We start from the raw sequence: 18,203 nt of genomic DNA, 5'->3' as shown, positions 1-18,203 counted from the left end.
TCGCGGCTTTTCCTTATTCCGGGAGCGGCGCAATCAGCCGCGCGGGAATTCCAGACCCATCTCGCGATAGCGCTCCGGATCGTCGCTCCAGTTTTCGCGCACCTTCACGAAGATGAAGAGGTGCACAGGCGCCTCCGCGACCTCGGAAATTTCTTTACGGGCAGCCTGTCCAATAGCCTTGATCGTCTGGCCGCCCTTGCCGAGGACGATCTTGCGCTGGCTGTCGCGCTCCACGAAAACCGTTTGCTCTATCCGCACGGAGCCATCCGGGCGCTGCTGCCACTGGTCCGTCTCGACGGTGGACTGATAGGGTAGCTCTTCGTGCAGGCGCTCGTAGATTTTCTCGCGGGTGATCTCGGCGGCAAGCATGCGTAGCGGCGCATCCGAAATCTGGTCCTCCGGATAGAGCCAATGGCCTTCAGGCATCAGCTCGGCAAGCTGACGCTTAAGTTTCTCGATGCCGTCGCCTTTGAGCGCCGAGATCATGAAGGTGTGTAGGAACGGTACCTTCTCGTTAAGCTTGGCCGCGATGTCCAAAAGCTTCGAGCGCTCGATCAGGTCGATCTTGTTGAGGATCAGCACCTTAGGTTGCTTCAGATCAGGCAGCTTCTCAAGAATGGCCTCGGCTTCCTCGTCGACGCCTTTGCGGACGTCGAGGAGCAGCGCGATCACATCCGCGTCCCCTGCTCCGCCCCAGGCCGATGTCACCATGGCCCGGTCGAGGCGGCGCTTCGGCTTGAAGATGCCGGGGGTGTCCACGAAGACGATCTGCGCATCGCCTTCGATGGCGATTCCGCGCACCAGGGCGCGGGTGGTCTGAACCTTGCGCGAGACGATGGAGACCTTCGAGCCCACCAGCGAATTCAGCAGGGTCGACTTGCCCGCATTGGGTGCGCCGATGAGGGCAACGAAACCCGCTTTCATGTTGGTGGCTTCAGGCTGCTCCATGCTCTTCTTCCTTCCAGACGCCCTCTCTTAAGAGAAGGCTTCGCGCGGCGGCCTGTTCCGCGATGCGCTTCGATGTGCCGTGGCCGAATGCCGTTTCCGCGCCCTTCACCGCCACCATGATCCGGAATTTCGGTGCGTGGTCCGGCCCGATCTGTTCGGCGATCGTATAGGTCGGCGGGGGCAGCCCCCGTCCTTGCGCCCATTCCTGCAGGACGCTCTTGGGATCGCGCAAGGGGCGCCGGGGCGAGTCCAGCATGTCCTTGAAGGCGCGCTCTACCAAGTCCCTGGCGGCCTCGTAGCCTCCGTCCATGAACACGGCACCGATGATCGCCTCGCAGACATCCGCCAGGATCGTCTGGTTGCGGCGCTCGCCGGAATGCACTTCACCTGCGCCAAGCTTGAGATAGGGGCCGACATCCCAAGTGATGGCGATCTCGGCGCAGCTTTCGCGACGCACCAGCTCGGCGAGGCGGCGGGACATTTCGCCCTCGGGAGCCTTGGGAAAGGTCTTGTACAGGATCTCGGCGATGGCGAGACCAAGGACACGGTCACCGAGAAACTCCAGCCGCTGATAGCTCTTACCGCCGGATTTCGGAGCGCTCACATGGGTGAGCGCTTCCTCCAGGAGTTCATCATTCCGGAATTTGTATTCGAGCTTGTTGACCAGCTCAGCGAGGTTCGATTTGCGACGGGCCACGGGCTACTTAATCCGCTCGAAGATCCTGTTCCAGCGGATCAGCTGGGGCCATTCCCAGGGCCGCCACAGGGATGCGTTCTCGTCGATGGAGAAGAAGATGATCTCGGCGCGGCCCACGAGGTTCTCGGCCGGAACCTGCCCGACGCTCGCCTCGTCACGCGAGTCGGTGGAATTGTCCCGGTTGTCGCCCATCATAAAGTAATGATTGGGCTTCACCGTGTAGACATCGGTATTGTCCCAATAGGCGCGGTCGCCCTTCAGCTCGATGACGAAGTGGCTGGAGCCGTCCGGGAACGTTTCTTTGTAGCGCGGCACGGCCGTCTGGCGGCCGAAATCGTCCACCGTCTGGTAATCCTCCACTCGCTCGCGCTGCACCGGCTGGCCGTTGATGTGCAGCACGCCGCCGAGAACCTGGATCCGGTCGCCCGGCAGGCCCACCACTCGCTTGATGTAGTCGGTGGAGTTGTCCTTCGGCAGCTTAAAGACCGCGATGTCGCCCCGCTTCGGCTCAGAGCCAAAGATGCGGCCTGAGAAGACCGGTGGGCTGAACGGAATCGAGTGCTTCGAATAGCCGTAGGCGTATTTCGAGACGAAGAGATAGTCGCCGATCAGCAGGGTCGGGATCAGCGATCCCGATGGGATGTTGAAGGGCTGGAACAGCACGGTGCGGACGACGACCGCGATCAAGAGAGCCTGGATGATGACCTTGATGGTCTCCCAGAGGCCTTCTTCTTCCTTTTTCTTCACGGTGCTACCCATGGTTTGCTTGACGTTGTCGCTCACTGTGATCGACCCTTGATTGAGGGATGCGATGGCTTGAACCACCGTCTATTGTCACGGCAGCCGAGAGCGGTTTGCACTTCTTGCGCAGGAGTGCAAACCGCTCTCGGAGATGTCGAGCCGCGTGGCTTGGTGCCGGGCAGGCCCGCTCCACGGGCACAGCTCTAGCCTATGGCGGGTCGTGCCGCAACGCAGCCTTCTCCTTTATGGGGAGTGCTTCGATGATCACAAACGCTTGCGCCAGCGGCGGATCGTCCGTCAGTGAGACATGGACCACCGCCTCATGGTCCTCGGGCGTCATGGCGCGCAGGCGCTCCAGCGCACCGCCCGTCAGGCGCATCGTGGGCCGCCCGGTGGGCAGGTTGACCACTTCCATGTCCCGCCAGAACACGCCATGGCTCAAGCCTGTGCCCAAAGCCTTCGAACAGGCCTCCTTGGCGGCGAAGCGCCTCGCATAGGACGGCGCGCGCGCGGCCCGGCGGTCGCTGCGGGCCCGTTCGCCCTCCGTATAGATCCGGTGAGTGAAACGATCCCCGAACCGTTCGAGGGAGCGCTCGATGCGGCGGATGTCGCAGAGGTCGGACCCGATACCCAGAATCATGCACCCACCCGTGCCCGGCCCTCGTCCATGGCGGCGCGCATGGAGCGCACAGCCTCGTCGAGCCCCACGAAAATGGCCTCTCCGATGAGGGAATGGCCGATATTCAGCTCCACGATCTGCGGAATGGCCGCCACGGGCCTAACCGAATCCAGGGCAAGCCCATGGCCGGCATGGATTTCGAGGCCGATGCGGGCACCATGCTCCGCCGCCCGGCGCAGGCGCTCCAGCTCGCGGTCGATCCTGGCCTGATCCCCTTCGACCACAGCCTCGCAATAGGTGCCCGTGTGGAGCTCGACGACGGGAGCACCGAGGTCGCAGGCGGCATCCATCACCGCGACTTCCGGCTCCACGAAGAGGGACACGCGAATGCCCTCGCCTTTCAGCTGCTGAATCATCGGCCGCAGATGGGAAGCGCCGCCGATAATGTCGAGGCCCCCTTCGGTGGTCCGCTCCTCGCGCTTTTCCGGCACGAGACAGCAGGCATGGGGGTGGATGCGCAAGGCGATGCCGATCATCTCCGGCGTCGCTGCCATCTCGAAATTGAGCGGCACGAAAAGCTGCCTTTTCAGGCGCTCCATGTCCTGATCCCGGATATGCCGCCGGTCTTCCCGCAAATGGGCCGTAATGCCGTCGGCCCCGGCCAGCACGGCCATATGGGCCGCCCGGATCGGATCGGGTTGATGCCCGCCGCGGGCGTTCCGGACGGTTGCGACGTGGTCGATATTGACGCCGAGGCGAAGAGGAGGAGCTTTCATACGATTGTTTTAGCCTAGACGGAGTAGTTGACCATAGACCTGTTTCTTGGCTGGCATGGCTATCAACGGTAAAGACAGCCCCTTGCCGTCATGGCGGGCTTGTCCCGGGCATCCCGATTGGAAAAGCACGGCACTTCAAGCCGTCGGGATCACCGGCACGAGTCCGGTAATGACGGGCGGCGGGATGAACTAGGCGTTTGCTCCACGTCAACGCATTTGCATTTTGCAAACAAATCGCCTATAGCCCCCGCTTCGCGTTCGCTCCGGCCGGGGGCTGAACGGACGGTATGGCTTGGCCATGCAGGGTTCTCAAAGACCCGTCGTCCCGTGTCTCCGCCTTCGACAACCGCTCGGGCCTTGCAGGCTCGAAGGGCTTGGCGCCGATCGGACGCGCGAAACCGGCCTGATCGCTTCGATAAGCAGTGCTTAGGCCTAACCTCAAACCTGAGAAAGGCCCACTATGCCTCTCTATGAGCATATCTTCATGGCTCGCCAGGATGTCACCCCGCAGCAGGTCGAAGCAATGGTCGACCAGTACAAGGGCGTCATCGAACAGAATGGCGGCACCATCGACAAGACCGAGATGTGGGGCATCAAGTCCCTGGCCTACCGCATCAAGAAGAACCGCAAGGCGCATTTCACGCTGTTCAACGTCAACGCTCCCGCCCCGGCGGTTGCCGAGATGGAACGCCAGATGCGCATCAACGAAGACATCCTTCGCTTCATGACCATCCGCGTGGAAGAGCTCGAGACCGAGCCGTCCGTGATGATGCAGAAGCGCGACCGCGATGAGCGCAAGGACCGTGAGCGCCGTGAGCGCGACGGCGGCGGCTTTGAAGGCGGCAGCGAAGGCGAGGAGGCTTAATCATGGCATTTGGTGCTACTGGTGGCGCAGCCGGCGGCGGTCGCCGTCCGTTCTTCCGTCGTCGCAAGACCTGCCCGTTCTCCGGCCCGAACGCGCCGAAGATCGACTACAAGGACACGAAGCTCCTGTCCCGCTACATTTCCGAGCGCGGCAAGATCGTTCCTTCCCGCATCACGGCCGTGTCGGCCAAGAAGCAGCGTGAACTCGCCCAGGCGATCAAGCGCGCCCGCTTCCTGGGCCTGCTGCCCTACGTGATCCGCTAAGACTACCGGGCGGGCCGCTACACGCGGCCCGCCTTTCCACCTTTCGCCCAGTGGTGAAAACCCGCCGGGTCAGTTGGGGCAGACGCCCCTAACCCTGCCGATGAGCAGCGGGACAGCGAGAACCATGAACTTTATCGCGACAGGCATAGGCGCGGGCCTCGTATCGGCCCTTTTGACAATGGTGGTCGTCAAAGCGACTCCGCTTGCCTTCATGCTCTATTTTCTCGCGCCCATTCCCGTATTGATCGTCGCCCTTGGCTGGAATCATCGCTCCGGCCTGATTGCCTCCCTGATCGGCGGCATCACAATTGCTATTGTACTTTCTCCGTTGAGCGGTCTCGCTTTCGCACTCGCGACCGGGATCCCCGCGTGGTGGCTATCTTACTTGGCCCTGCTCGGACGGACTGAACCCGATGGCATTACCGAATGGTATCCGCTCGGGCGCCTCATGACTTGGGTTGCTCTCACGGCTGCAATATCGTTTGTCGCGGTGATCTCTCTTGCCGTAAGTGGCGACTTTGACGCCTTTCATCAACTATCCCTCAAGGAAACCAGTCAAACCGTCGGTATGATCGAGACTTGGCGTGTGCAGAACGGCATGGAGCCTTCCGCCGAGAGCGACCTGCAGCGCCAGTCGGTTCGGATGGCTAAACTCCTGCCGTTCGCATTTTCCTCCCTCTATACAATTCTCTTGACGATATATCTGTATTTGGCGGGACGAGTCGTCCTGATGTCAGGCCGACTCGCTCGTCCCTGGCCTAACGTTGCAAGTTTCAGGATGCCCCTCACCGTCGGAATCCTTGGATTTGCGGCTTTCGCTGGGACGCAGATCTTTACCCCCGACACATTGATCGGGGTCTTGACGTATAGCGTCGCAGGAGCCCTCTTCATGGCTTTCGCGCTCCAGGGCCTCGCCGCGATCCACGACCGCACGCAAGGGAGGCCAAGCCGTGGCTTCCTGCTGGCAGGTCTTTATGTGCTGCTGTTTCTGACCCAGGGCATCATGATCTTCGCCCTGTTCCTATTCGGCCTTGCCGATACTGCCTTTGGCCTGCGCCGCCGCATCAGCGGCGACCGGCCGAAACAACCCCCAACCCCTTCAATCTGATATCAAAGGAGAATACCCATGGAAGTGATCCTTCTCGAGCGCGTCGCAAAGCTCGGCCAGATGGGCGAAACCGTGAAGGTTCGCTCGGGCTACGCCCGCAACTTCCTCCTGCCGCGCGGCAAGGCTCTGCGCGCCAACGAGGCCAACAAGAAGCACTTCGAAGCTCAGCGTGCCCAGCTCGAGACCCGCAACCTCGAGCGCCGCAAGGAAGCCGAAGCCGTTGCCGAGAAGCTGAATGGTCAGAGCTTCATCCTTCTGCGCCAGTCCGGCGAGACCGGCGTGCTCTACGGTTCGGTTTCGACTCGCGACCTCGCCGACGTGATGACTGAGGGCGGCTTCACGGTCGACCGCAACCAGATCGTTCTCAACGCCCCGATCAAGACCCTCGGCCTGCACAGCGTGCCGGTCTCCCTCCACCCGGAGGTCGAGGTGACGGTGACGGCGAACATCGCCCGCAGCCCCGAGGAAGCCGAGCGTCAGGCTCGCGGTGAAGCAGTCACCACCCGCGAAGAGACCAACCTCGACGATCTCGGTCTCGAGGTCGGCGCGGCTCTCGCCGAGGCTGGCGACGTCGAGCTCTAAGTTTATCCTAGTGTCGGTTCCGGCCTAAGTCGGGACCGATTGAGAGCTAAGCTGGAACTTGTATCGGTTCTTGCTTTGTTCTAAGATAGGCGCCCTCTGTCGATTCGATGGAGGGCGCCTTTTTCGTTGCCGCTTCCGAGTCTTGCAGAGTCAAGCGGGAAGACTGGGCGAAACATCGGGCGTGTGAGTATTGAGGACAATGAGGACAGCGCTACTCAAGTCTCCATTCTGTGTCCGAGCGGCAACCTTTCGGACACGAGTTGGGGTCTAAAGAACCTTTCCCCTATCCTCGTTTTCGGAGCGCCCGATGGCTACCGCCAATGCCCTGATTGCCCGCCTCGAAAGCGCCGAGCCTCAGTTTCGCATGCCCCCCAGCAACATCGAGGCCGAGCAGGCGCTGCTGGGTGCGATTCTGGTCAACAATGACGCTTATTACCGCGTCTCCGACTTCCTTGAGGCCGAGCATTTCATCGAGGATCTGCACCGCCGCATCTATGAGGTCGCCACGAGCCTCATCAAGGCCGGCAAGGTCGCGACCCCGATCACCATGAAGACCTTCCTCGGCGATCAGGATCTCGGCGGCGTCACGGTCTCGCAATACCTCGCCCGCCTCGCGGCCGAAGCGACCACCGTCATCAATGCCGAGGATTACGGCCGCACCATCCACGATCTCGCCGTCCGCCGCAGCCTGATCAATATCGGCGAGGACCTGGTGAACGTGGCCTTCGACGCGCCAGTCGAGAGCTCGCCCCGCGATCAGATCGAAGAGGCCGAGCGCCGCCTCTACTCCATTGCCGAGACGGGCCGCACCGATGGCGGCTTCCAGCGCTTCTCCGATGCGCTGACCTCTGCCATCGACATGGCGGCTGCTGCCTATAAGCGCGAAGGCGCGCTGTCGGGTGTCTCGACGGGGCTTATCGATCTCGACAAGTCGCTGGGCGGCCTTCAGCCGTCCGATCTGGTCATCCTCGCGGGCCGACCGGCGATGGGTAAGACCTCGCTCGTCACGAACATCGCCTTCAACATCGCCAAGGCCTATCGGGCCGAGAAGCAGCAGGACGGTAACTTAAAGACCGTCAATGGCGGCATTGTCGGCTTCTTCTCTCTCGAAATGTCGGCGGAACAGCTCGCCACCCGTATCATCGCCGAGCAATCGGGCGTGCCCTCCTACAAGATCCGCCGCGGCGATATGCGCGAGGACGATTTCTACAAGATCACGGAAGCCGCCCGTGAAATGCAGTCGATCCCTTTCTATATCGACCAGACCGGCGGCATCTCGATTGCGCAGCTCACGGCCCGCGCGCGGCGCCTCAAGCGCCAGCGCGGCCTCGATGTCCTCATCGTCGACTACCTTCAGCTGCTCTCAGGCTCGTCGAAGAAGGGCGAGAACCGCGTGCAGGAGCTGACCGAGATCACCACCGGCCTCAAGGCGCTCGCCAAGGAACTCTCGGTGCCCTTGATCGCGCTCTCCCAGCTCTCCCGTCAGGTGGAATCGCGCGACGACAAGCGTCCGCAGCTCTCCGACCTTCGTGAATCGGGCTCGATCGAGCAGGACGCCGACGTGGTCATGTTCGTTTACCGCGAAGAGTACTATTTGAAGAACAAGGAGCCTAAGCCGGGCACCGAGGAATATTTCAAATGGCAGACGGAAATGGATCAGGTTCACGGTAAAGCCGAGGTGATCATCGGCAAGCAGCGTCACGGTCCCACCGGCACCGTGCAGCTCGCCTTCCAGGCCGACATTACCCGCTTCACCAACCTCGCAGACGAAGACAAGCTACCCGAACGGATCGGCGATTGACCAAGACCGAACAGACCAGCACCGCCAACCGCATTTCCCCGGAGATGGCTGGCGGCCTTCTCCAGATCGACCTCGTAACGCTCGCCTCCAACTGGCGGACGTTGCGCGACAACGCGGGCGGCGCGGAAGCATCCGCCGTCGTCAAGGCGGATGCTTACGGCACCGGCATCGAACAGGCCGTTCCTGCTCTGGCGAACGCCGGATGCCGCACGTTCTTCGTGGCGCATTTGAGCGAGGCGATCCGCGTCCGCGCGGTTGCGCCCGAAGCTACGGTCTATGTTTTGAACGGCCTCTTCTCGGGCACCTGCCCGATCTACGCAGAATACGATCTGCGCCCTGTCCTCGGCTCCTTCGAGGAGATCGAGGAGTGGGCTTCGTACTGCCGTTCTCAAGGGAAGAAGCGCGAAGCCGCGATCCATGTGGATACCGGCATGAACCGCCTCGGCCTCACGGTCGAACAAGGCCTCACGTTGAAGGATCGCGCGGAGCTGGAGGATTTCGGGACGGCTCTTCTCATGAGCCATTTCGTCAGTGCGGAAGAAAGCGATAACCCGCTCAACATCCAGCAGATCGACGCCTTCAATGCCGTTCGTGCGACGCTTCCGGGGGTGCGCGCATCGCTCGCCAATTCTTCCGGCATTTTCCTAAAAGAAAAGCCGCATTTCGATCTCGTGCGTCCGGGCTATGCGCTCTATGGCGGCAACCCGACGCCGGATCGCGACAACCCCATGAGCGCCGTCGTCGATCTTGAAGCGCGGATCGTGCAGCTTCGTTGGGTCGAGACCGACGATACGGTCGGCTATAACGGGCGCTGGCTCGCATTGGGCCGCCGCCGCATCGCGACGCTTTCCATCGGCTATGCGGATGGCTATCCGCGTTCCGCCAGCGCGCGAGGCAAGAGCGGCGAGGAATTGCTTGCGGGAACGGCTCTCGTCACAGGTCGCCCCTGCCCGTTCGCCGGCAATGTCTCGATGGACCTGATCACCATCGACGTAACCGACATTCCCGCGCACGAGATCAAGCGCGGCGACACGGTGACTTTGATCGGCGGTTCCCACACCATCGATGAAGTCGGCCGCCTCGCCGGCACCATCGGCTATGAAATTCTGACCAGTCTGGGCCGACGTTATGCGCGCAGCTATCGCGGAGTACAGGGCTGATGGCAAAGCAGCGTCACCCGTCCTTCGTGTGCCAGGAATGCGGCGCGGTCTATAACCGCTGGAAAGGCAAGTGCGAGGCCTGCGGCGGCTGGAACACCATCGCCGAGGAAGCCGGCTCCGCGAGCCCGATGGCGGGCCCCGTTTCCACGCGTCCTTCGCGGGCGAAGGGGCGCATCTTCCCGCTCGAAGGCCTCTCAGGCGAAACCAAGGAAGCACCACGCACGCCATCCGGCATCGCGGAACTCGACCGCGTCACCGGCGGCGGCTTCGTACACGGCTCAATCATCCTGCTCGGCGGTGATCCCGGCATCGGCAAGTCGACGCTTCTCATGCAGGCGACCGCAGCATTGGCCAATCGCGGCGAGCGCGTCGCTTATATCTCGGGCGAGGAGGCAGTGGCGCAGGTGCGTCTTCGCGCAGAACGTCTTGGGTTGGGTCAATCCCCTGTCGAGCTCGCCTCCGAGACCAATGTGGAAGACATCATCGCGACCCTGAGCCAGGGCCGCCCGCCCGCGCTCGCGATCATCGATTCCATCCAGACCATGTGGACCGAGACGGTGGAATCCGCGCCGGGCACCGTGACACAGGTGCGCGGTTCGGCGCAGGCGCTCATCCGTTTCGCGAAGACGACGGGCACTGCCGTCATTCTCGTCGGCCACGTGACCAAGGACGGCCAGATCGCAGGTCCCCGCGTCGTCGAGCACATGGTCGATGCGGTGGTGTCGTTCGAGGGCGATACCGGTCATCATTTCCGAATCCTGCGCGCCGTGAAGAACCGCTTCGGACCCACCGACGAAATCGGCGTGTTCGAGATGTCGGACCAAGGCCTTCGCGAAGTGCCCAATCCATCCGAACTCTTCCTCGCCGGACGCGATCTCGCGACACCCGGTACTGCTGTGTTCGCCGGCATGGAAGGCACGCGCCCGCTGCTCGTGGAAATCCAGGCGCTCGTCGCGCCCTCATCCCTCGGCACGCCGCGCCGCGCCGTTGTCGGATGGGACCAGAGCCGCCTCTCCATGGTGCTGGCCGTGCTTGAGGCGCATGGCGGCCTCAAGCTCGGCATGCATGATGTTTACCTGAACGTGGCCGGTGGCCTACGGATCACGGAGCCGGCCGCCGATCTCGCCGCAGCCGCCGCCCTCGTCTCGTCGCTGTCCGGCAATGCGCTGCCGCCCGACACAGTCTATTTCGGCGAAATGGGATTGTCCGGTGCGATCCGGCCAGTCGCCCAGGAGCAGGCAAGATTGAAGGAAGCCGCGAAGCTCGGCTTTTCCAGCGCCGTCGCGCCCGCGCCCCGCGTGGAAAAAGGCAAACCGGAGCGGCTACCTTTGGCCGCGTCATCCATCGGCCACATTACCGATCTCGTGGCTGGAATCGCGGCCCGAAGACGAAAGGCTTCCTAACCGCTGCGATTGCAGCTCTAGCAGTTGTTAGCCTGAGTTTTTCACGGGGTGACGAAACCCTTTCTTAAGGGTATACAGCCGGGCTTCATGCCGCGAATGCGGCCCGTTTCCCGTTTCTGCGTAGGCTCGGCTCATGCCCTTTTCTGTTCTGGACCTCGTCGTCGTCGGAATCGTCCTGATCTCGGCCCTTCTTGCCGCCGTGCGTGGCTTCACCCGCGAGGTTCTGGCCATCGTGGCCTGGGTCGTGGCCGCCGCCGCCGCCTGGTATCTTCATCCCACCGCCCTGCCGATAGCTCAGCAGTACATCAGCAGCGGCACCGTCGCGCTCGTTGCCGCCATCGGCGGCATCTTCGTGATCACCCTGATCATCGTCTCCATCATCACGGTCCAGATTTCGGACCTGATCCTCGATTCCCGCATCGGCGCCCTTGATCGTACGCTGGGCCTGTTCTTCGGCGCGGCCCGCGGATTTCTGATCTGCGTCATCGGCTGGGCTTTCCTGAGCTGGCTGCTCCAGGGCAAGGAGCCTGAATGGGCTACGGCCTCGCGGACCCGCCCGGCCATGGAGAACACCCGCGACAGCATCATCGCCATGCTGCCGGAGAACGCCGAAGCCCTGATCCAGCGCCTGCGCAACCGCGAAGGGCCGGATGCCGAGCCCGCTGAACCGGCCGAGCCCGATCCGCAGCGCACCACGCCGGCACCGGGAGCGCCTGCCGCCCCTGCCCCGGCTACGCCCCAGACGCCGCCGCGTCGGGGCTGACAAGCAAAGCACACCATCGGCCGCAAACGTGCAAATCCACCTTTGCGGCCGATGCATCCCTCCCGTCTGTTCATACATATGGGGGCGACAGGAAAACCCATTGGCGTTTGCGTTTTGGCCGACTACATAAGGGCAGCGCCGGTGGGGGCGCGTGTCCCAAGGAAATGATGATGTCTTCCAGGTCAGAGACGTGGCAGGTCACTCCTAAACAGGTGGACCTCGACCTCGACGGCGATACCCTGCGTGAAGAATGCGGTGTTTTCGGCATCTACGGCCATCCAGATGCCGCGGCGATCACCGCTCTTGGCCTCCACGCCCTGCAGCACCGCGGCCAAGAAGCGGCAGGCATCGTCTCCTTCAACGGTGATTTCTTCCATTCCGAGCGCAAGCTGGGCCTTGTGGGCGACAGCTTCTCCGACCGGGCGACCATCGAGCGCCTGGAAGGCCTCTCCGCCATCGGCCATGTGCGCTATTCCACCACCGGCGCGACCGTGCTGCGCAATGTGCAGCCTCTCTTCGCCGAGCTGGACGGCGGCGGCTTCGCGGTGGCCCATAACGGCAACCTCACCAATGGCCTGACCCTTCGCCGCAATCTGATCCGCGATGGCGCGATCTGCCAGTCCACGACGGATACCGAGGTGATCGTCCACCTCGTCGCCCGCAGCCGCAAGGACAAGGTTGTGGACCGCTTCGTCGAGGCGATCCAGAAGATCGAGGGCGCTTATGCCCTCGTAGCCCTCACCAACAAGAAGCTCATCGGCGCCCGCGATCCCATGGGCATTCGCCCGCTGGTGCTGGGCGAGCTGGACGGCCGCTACATCCTGACATCCGAGACCTGTGCTCTCGACATCATCGGCGCGCGCTTCATCCGCGACGTCGAGAATGGCGAATGCGTGGTGATCTCGGACGAGGGCGTCGAATCCTTCCGCTTCGTCGACAAGGTCACGCCGCGCCCCTGCATCTTCGAATATATCTACTTCGCCCGTCCCGATTCCATCGTGAATGGCCGCAGCGTCTATGAAGTCCGCAAGGGCATGGGCCGCGAGCTCGCCAGTGAAGCGCCCGCCAATGCGGACGTGGTGATTCCGGTGCCGGATTCCGGCGTGCCGGCGGCACTCGGCTTCGCGCAGAGCTGCGGCCTTCCTTACGAGCTTGGCATCATCCGTAACCATTACGTGGGCCGTACCTTCATTCAGCCGACGCAGTCCGTGCGTGAGCTCGGCGTGCGGATGAAGCACTCGGCCAACCGCGCGGCCATTGAGGGCAAGCGCATTGTGCTCGTTGACGACAGCCTGGTCCGCGGCACCACCTCGGTGAAGATCGTCCGCATGATGCGCGAGGCCGGCGCTAAAGAAGTGCATTTCCGCATCGCCAGCCCGCCGATCACGCATCCCGACTTCTACGGCATCGACACGCCGGAGAAGGAGAAGCTGCTCGCCGCTACCCACAATCTGGAGCAGATGCGCGAGTATATCGGCGCGGACAGCCTCGCCTTCCTGTCCATCGAGGGCATCTACCGCGCCATGGGCGAGAAGGGCCGCAACCCGGCTCTGCCTCAGTTCACCGACCACTGCTTCACGGGCGATTACCCGACGCCGCTGACGGACCTTGCCGTCGCCACGCCGCGTCGCCTCGCCCTGCTTGCCGAAGCCGACTAGAGGTGCTTTCACTGTCGTGAAATCACCTCTCTTCTTGGTTTGACGCATTTTATTCGGCAAACCGGGACCACTTTGCCGAAAAATGCCCTGGGAATCTCATGACCAAGCCTCTCGAAAACCGCATCGCGGTCGTCACTGGCGCATCGCGCGGCATCGGCCGCGCGGCGGCCCTGGCCCTTGCCGAAGCCGGCGCGCATATCATCGCGCTCGCCCGCACCCAGGGCGCTCTGGAAAGCCTGGACGACGAGATCCGCGCCAAGGGTGGCTCGGCTACCCTGGTCCCGGTGAACCTCAAGGATTTCGAGGCCATCGACCGCCTCGGTGCCGCCATCTATGAGCGCTGGGGCAAGCTCGACATTCTCCTCGGCAATGCGGGCCAGCTCGGTGAGCTCGCTCCCATCACCCATGTCGACCAACCGGTCTGGGACGAGGTGATGGCCGTGAACGTGACGGCGAATTACCGTCTGCTGCGCTCATTCGACCCGCTGCTGCGCAAGTCGGATGCGGGGCGCGCGATCTTCGTGACCTCGGGCGCCGCCCACAAGCACAAGGCCTATTGGGGCGTCTACTCGATCTCCAAGGCCGCTCTTGAGGCTCTGGTGCGCACCTATGCCGCCGAGACGGTGACGACACCTGTCAAGGCGATGCTTCTGAACCCCGGCCCGTTGCGCACCGCAATGCGCAAGACCGCGATGCCCGGCGAAGACCCGATGACCCTGAAGACGCCTGAGGATCTGGCGCCGCACATTCTGAAACTCGCCCTGCCCTCATGGGATCAGACGGGCAAGATCTATGACTTCACGCAGGACGGAAAAGTCATCGAGCCGCAACCGCCTGCGTAAAACACCAAAGCCGCCTCTTAAGGCGGCTTTTTTGTTGGACGAGTCAGGGTTCTGAACATCCTACAACCCTCTCCACGTCATCACCGGCCTTGTGCCGGTGATCCCGGTGGGTAGAGAGCAACGCTGTTCGGATCGGGATGGCCGGGACGGGCCCGGCCATGACGGACGCGTGTGGGCGTACTCGGCCCTCCCATAAGCACGAGAAGAACAGACGACTCTGATCCGCCCTGCGATACGAAAACTCCGTCACGGAGCCCGATAACACCTATCATGCAAGGCTTCGAAAAAGCCCGAGCTTCAGGGAAACTCGGGCTTCGATCAGATACCGTCTCAGATCGTGCGCTAACGGCGTTCCTTGTCGAAAGGATTCTGACCCATCCGCAGCAACACGCGGATCGGTACGCCGGGGAGCTTGAAGGCTTCGCGAATGCTGTTGACGAGGTAGCGCGTGTAGCTCTTCGGCAGAGCGTCGAGCTGGTTTCCGAAGATGGAGAACGTCGGCGGGCGTGACTTCACCTGCGTCATGTAGCGGATCTTGATGCGCCGGCCGGACACGGCGGGTGGCGGGTTGGCCTCCATCGCTTCCTCAAGCCATTGATTGAGCTTCGCTGTCGAGATACGCCGATTCCAGGTCTCGTAGACCTCCAGTACGCCCTTCATGAGCTGATCGATGCCGTTTCCGGCAAGGCCCGATAAGGGAATCACGGGCGCGCCCTTGACCTGCGGCAGCAGACGCGTGGCCTTCTCCTTCAAGTCCTTCAGAAGGCCCTGCTGGTCGGCCACGAGGTCCCACTTATTGAGGCCGATGACGAGGGCGCGGCCCTCCTGCTCCACCAGATCGACGATGGAGAGATCCTGCTTTTCGAATGGGATCGTCGCATCGAGCAGCACCACGACCACTTCGGCGAAGCGTACAGCGCGCAGGGCATCGGCGACGGAGAGCTTTTCGAGCTTGTCCTCGACACGGGCGCGCTTGCGCAAGCCCGCCGTATCGAACAGCCTGATCGTGCGACCGCGCCATTCCCAATCGAGGGAGATGGAATCGCGCGTGATGCCGGCTTCAGGCCCCGTCAGCAGACGATCCTCGCCGACCATGCGGTTGATGAGCGTGGACTTGCCGGCATTCGGGCGGCCGACGATGGCGACCTGCAGCGGCTTCTTGCTGTCTTCCTCGTCCTGCTCTTCGTCAGGGTGCGGGAAATAAGGCATCAAAGCCTCGAAGAGATCGGCCATGCCCTCGCCGTGCTCGGCGGAAAGAGGCACGGGATCGCCGAGGCCGAGCGAAAAGGCGTCGTAGGCGCCAGCCATGCCGGCACCGCCCTCGGCCTTGTTGGCGATGAGGATCACCGGCTTGCCCGAGCGGCGCACCATCTCGGCGAAAGGCCGGTCCGCCGGCAGAATACCTACGCGGGCATCGATGACGAACAAGATGACGCCGGCGTCCTCGATGGCCGCTTCCGTCTGAGCGCGCATGCGGCCCAGCAGCGATTCCTCGGTGGCCTCTTCCAGGCCCGCCGTGTCGATGATGCGGAATTCGAGATCGCCGAGGCGAGCTTCGCCCTCGCGGCGGTCACGGGTCACCCCCGGACGATCGTCCACGAGCGCCAGCTTCTTGCCGACGAGACGGTTGAAAAGGGTCGACTTGCCGACATTCGGCCGCCCGACAATGGCGACGGTAGGCGTCATGTCCTGTGTCCTGCCTCTTTACTGTGTGACTTGAACCGGGCCGCCTGCGACGAGCGCCGTGTAGATGGCGAGGCGCTGCCGCAGGGCGGAAGGCGTCTCGCGATCGGCGGCGATCTGGTCGAACCAGCGTCCGGCATATTCCATGTCGCCTGCCTTAAGGCCGGACAGGCCCAAGAGTTCCCGGGCCGAGTGGCGCCAGGCATTCGAGGGTGCGGCCATGGGCTCCAGCGTCTGACGAATGCTGGCGGCCTCGGCTGTGTCGAGGCGCAGCCACGCGGCGCGCAGACGGGCCAGATCCTTCCAGATCGGCGCGATATTAGCGTCATTGGCAAGCGCGTCATAGGCGGCAGCGCCGGCCTCGGCGTTCTGCTGGCCACGCTCGGCCGCGAGACGGAAACGGGCGAGAAGGCCATAACCCTTATCACCCTCCTTTGCGAGAGCATCGAGGGCAGCGTCGGCTTCCTGGCTCTTGCCTTCATTCGAGAGCTTCAGGGCATCCTCGAAGCGGACGGCGGAGGCCTGGGCGCGGCTTTCCTGCATGTGCTCCCAGTAGCGGTACCCGCCGATACCGCCGACGACCAGGACGACCACGGCAATGATAATACCGTTGTAGCGCGCCCAGATCTTGGCAAGCTGGTCGCGGCGATATTCTTCGTCGACTTCGCGAATGAACTCGTCGTTCTGGGCCATGCGTCTTCCTGCGGCCTGGGCCGCCTCCTTCAATCGAAGTGGGTCGCCTAGCATAGAGCCTCGCTCAAGGCGAGGGGTTTCAGGCCCGTCCGGGCAGGACCGGCACCCCAATCAGCATGGGATGGAGCCAGAAAAGGAATGCGAGATAGACCACCGTACCGATTCCGATAGCCAGGACGTCGTTGCGAATCCCTGCGGGGGCAGCCGTTCCGCCATGCTGGTCCGCCACGTCTCGCCGCTTCACGCTGATCCGCGCCGCCACCGCCCAGAGCAGGAAGGATCCGAACAGCAGGATCGACCCGAGATCGCCGTTCGCGATGAGATGGGCGAAAGCCCAGATCTTCACACCCGCGAGCATGGGATGCTTCAGGCTCCGCTTGATCCGCCCAGGCAGATAGGCGGCGGCAAAGCAGACGAAAGCGACCCAGACCAGCGGGAGCGCCAGATGGCGCGTCCAGACCGGCGGGTCCCAAACCGGGATGTAGCCCGAGGCCCGGTAGTGCCCATAGCCGATGGCGATCAGGACAATACCGGCCAGGGAGATCAGGGAATAGAGCCCCTTGTAGGGTCCCTCACCAATACTTGAAATCAGAGTCGCCCGGCTGGTGCGGGCCATGCTGAAAGCATGCATCCCAAGAAATACGATCAGGCCTAAAACCAGAAGCGTCACGCTCGCCCTCTCCGTTTACTAGCGATTCCCTAGGAAACTATAGCTTCTCCCGCTCGACGCGACCATTAAGAGGACAAGAGCGGCTTTGTTCATCGAGCCATCCACACGCAAGTTTGTGATGGAGCACAAGCATTTCACTGCCTAAACTTTTAACATCGGAGTACCTTGCAGCACGAATGTTTCCTCGCTACTGAGCCGCAACCGTCGCTTTAGACTAATGCGGAACTGGCGGATGAGGCTCAATTCAAGTAGCAAATCGCCAGATTTAACCAAGAAGTTCAGGGGGAAGACAGGTGGAAGCGCTCCTTAAGCTATCCCGCGTCATCGACTCGATTAACGTAAGGGTCGGCAAAATTGCCGCCTGGGCAATCGTGGTGGCCGTTCTGGTCTCGGCCATCAACGCCATCATCCGCCGTATCTTCGGCGTCTCATCCAATGCCTGGCTGGAGCTGCAATGGTACCTGTTCGGCGCCGTGTTCATGCTCTGCGCCGCCTGGACACTGAAGGCCAACGAGCACATCCGCATCGACATCGTCTCCAGCCGCCTGTCTAAGCGCGGGCGCGACAGCATCGATGTCTTCGGCCACGTGTTCTTCCTTTTCCCCTTCGTGACGCTGATGCTCTATCTCTGCATCCCCTATTTCATCAGCTCCTTCCGCTCCGGCGAGGTTTCCTCGAATGCGGGCGGCCTGCTGATCTGGCCCGCCAAGGGCCTGATCCTGCTGGGCTTCATCTCGATGTTCTTCCAGTGGATGAGCGAGCTCATCAAGCGCGTCGCGATCATGAACGGCTCGCTCGAGGATGAAGAGGCCGGCGGCCACAGCGTGGAAGCCGAGGCTGAGCGCCTCATTCAAGAAATCGGCACGGTCAATACCCCGGGCACCGGCGGCACCCCGCCCGGCGACGGCATCAGCTGATCGTCAGACGCGCC

19 protein-coding genes are annotated in these 18,203 nt (G+C 62.6%); 11 read left to right on the top strand and 8 right to left on the bottom strand.

Going from position 1 to position 18,203, the window contains the following annotated elements; genetic code table 11:
* Positions 1–33 precede the first annotated feature (33 nt).
* From era to AB4Y85_RS00850, 5 genes are all read right to left on the bottom strand, one after another.
* Positions 34–948 (bottom strand): GTPase Era, encoded by a 915-nt coding sequence (era, locus tag AB4Y85_RS00870; protein ID WP_441982955.1) that lies wholly within the window; start codon positions 946–948, stop codon positions 34–36.
* Positions 935–1,645: a ribonuclease III gene (rnc, locus tag AB4Y85_RS00865; RefSeq protein ID WP_441982954.1), complete on the bottom strand. Its 711-nt coding sequence runs from the start codon at positions 1,643–1,645 to the stop codon at positions 935–937. Before rnc ends, era begins: the two co-directional genes overlap by 14 nt.
* A 3-nt stretch (positions 1,646–1,648) precedes the next feature.
* Positions 1,649–2,404 (bottom strand): signal peptidase I, encoded by a 756-nt coding sequence (gene lepB, locus AB4Y85_RS00860; protein ID WP_441983227.1) that lies wholly within the window; start codon positions 2,402–2,404, stop codon positions 1,649–1,651.
* A 190-nt stretch (positions 2,405–2,594) separates the two neighbouring features.
* Entirely contained in the window at positions 2,595–3,026 is a 432-nt protein-coding gene (acpS, locus tag AB4Y85_RS00855; protein ID WP_441982953.1) for a holo-ACP synthase, read from the bottom strand.
* Positions 3,023–3,781 (bottom strand): pyridoxine 5'-phosphate synthase, encoded by a 759-nt coding sequence (locus tag AB4Y85_RS00850; RefSeq protein WP_441982952.1) that lies wholly within the window; start codon positions 3,779–3,781, stop codon positions 3,023–3,025. Before AB4Y85_RS00850 ends, acpS begins: the two co-directional genes overlap by 4 nt.
* A gap of 460 nt (positions 3,782–4,241) precedes the next feature.
* Here AB4Y85_RS00850 and rpsF point away from each other — a divergent pair, with 460 nt between their 5' ends.
* The 10 genes from rpsF to AB4Y85_RS00800 all read left to right on the top strand — a co-directional run bounded on the left by rpsF (position 4,242) and on the right by AB4Y85_RS00800 (position 14,226).
* A complete protein-coding gene (gene rpsF / locus AB4Y85_RS00845) occupies positions 4,242–4,646 on the top strand; it encodes a 30S ribosomal protein S6 (protein ID WP_441982951.1) in 405 nt (134 codons plus the stop codon).
* A gap of 2 nt (positions 4,647–4,648) precedes the next feature.
* Positions 4,649–4,909, top strand: a complete 261-nt coding sequence (gene rpsR, locus AB4Y85_RS00840; protein ID WP_036353512.1) for a 30S ribosomal protein S18 — start codon at positions 4,649–4,651, stop codon at positions 4,907–4,909.
* Positions 4,910–5,009: 100 nt separating this feature from the next.
* The gene (locus AB4Y85_RS00835) at positions 5,010–6,017 is read left to right on the top strand and encodes a DUF2232 domain-containing protein (protein WP_441983226.1); all 1,008 of its coding nucleotides are present in this window, start codon (positions 5,010–5,012) and stop codon (positions 6,015–6,017) included.
* An 18-nt stretch (positions 6,018–6,035) separates the two neighbouring features.
* Complete coding sequence (rplI, locus tag AB4Y85_RS00830; protein ID WP_441982950.1) at positions 6,036–6,599, top strand: 50S ribosomal protein L9; 564 nt, start codon at positions 6,036–6,038, stop codon at positions 6,597–6,599.
* A 307-nt stretch (positions 6,600–6,906) separates the two neighbouring features.
* Positions 6,907–8,400 (top strand): replicative DNA helicase, encoded by a 1,494-nt coding sequence (locus AB4Y85_RS00825; RefSeq protein ID WP_441982949.1) that lies wholly within the window; start codon positions 6,907–6,909, stop codon positions 8,398–8,400.
* Complete coding sequence (alr, locus tag AB4Y85_RS00820; RefSeq protein WP_441982948.1) at positions 8,397–9,560, top strand: alanine racemase; 1,164 nt, start codon at positions 8,397–8,399, stop codon at positions 9,558–9,560. The genes AB4Y85_RS00825 and alr overlap by 4 nt, the downstream gene beginning before the upstream one ends.
* Positions 9,560–10,963 (top strand): DNA repair protein RadA, encoded by a 1,404-nt coding sequence (gene radA, locus AB4Y85_RS00815; protein WP_441982947.1) that lies wholly within the window; start codon positions 9,560–9,562, stop codon positions 10,961–10,963. Before alr ends, radA begins: the two co-directional genes overlap by 1 nt.
* Positions 10,964–11,096: 133 nt before the next feature.
* Entirely contained in the window at positions 11,097–11,726 is a 630-nt protein-coding gene (locus AB4Y85_RS00810) for a CvpA family protein (protein WP_441982946.1), read from the top strand.
* A gap of 170 nt (positions 11,727–11,896) precedes the next feature.
* A complete protein-coding gene (purF, locus tag AB4Y85_RS00805) occupies positions 11,897–13,384 on the top strand; it encodes an amidophosphoribosyltransferase (RefSeq protein ID WP_441982945.1) in 1,488 nt (495 codons plus the stop codon).
* 98 nt (positions 13,385–13,482) lie between these two features.
* Positions 13,483–14,226, top strand: a complete 744-nt coding sequence (locus tag AB4Y85_RS00800) for an SDR family NAD(P)-dependent oxidoreductase (RefSeq protein ID WP_441982944.1) — start codon at positions 13,483–13,485, stop codon at positions 14,224–14,226.
* Positions 14,227–14,568: 342 nt separating this feature from the next.
* Here the strand turns inward: AB4Y85_RS00800 and der are convergent, their stop codons facing one another.
* The 3 genes from der to AB4Y85_RS00785 all read right to left on the bottom strand — a co-directional run bounded on the left by der (position 14,569) and on the right by AB4Y85_RS00785 (position 17,272).
* A complete protein-coding gene (gene der / locus AB4Y85_RS00795; RefSeq protein WP_441982943.1) occupies positions 14,569–15,912 on the bottom strand; it encodes a ribosome biogenesis GTPase Der in 1,344 nt (447 codons plus the stop codon).
* Positions 15,913–15,930: 18 nt separating this feature from the next.
* Positions 15,931–16,602: a tetratricopeptide repeat protein gene (locus AB4Y85_RS00790; protein WP_441982942.1), complete on the bottom strand. Its 672-nt coding sequence runs from the start codon at positions 16,600–16,602 to the stop codon at positions 15,931–15,933.
* Positions 16,603–16,681: 79 nt separating this feature from the next.
* Entirely contained in the window at positions 16,682–17,272 is a 591-nt protein-coding gene (locus AB4Y85_RS00785) for an NnrU family protein (protein WP_441982941.1), read from the bottom strand.
* Between the two features lie 293 nt (positions 17,273–17,565).
* Between AB4Y85_RS00785 and AB4Y85_RS00780 the strand changes: the two genes are divergently transcribed.
* Entirely contained in the window at positions 17,566–18,189 is a 624-nt protein-coding gene (locus AB4Y85_RS00780) for a TRAP transporter small permease subunit (RefSeq protein WP_441982940.1), read from the top strand.
* Positions 18,190–18,203: the final 14 nt, after the last annotated feature.

It is taken from the genome of Microvirga sp. 2YAF29 (genome assembly GCF_052114605.1).
Lineage (GTDB): Bacteria > Pseudomonadota > Alphaproteobacteria > Rhizobiales > Beijerinckiaceae > Microvirga.
The sequence above is the reverse complement of the archived record's forward strand: the minus strand, read 5'-3'. Positions and strand labels throughout refer to the sequence as shown.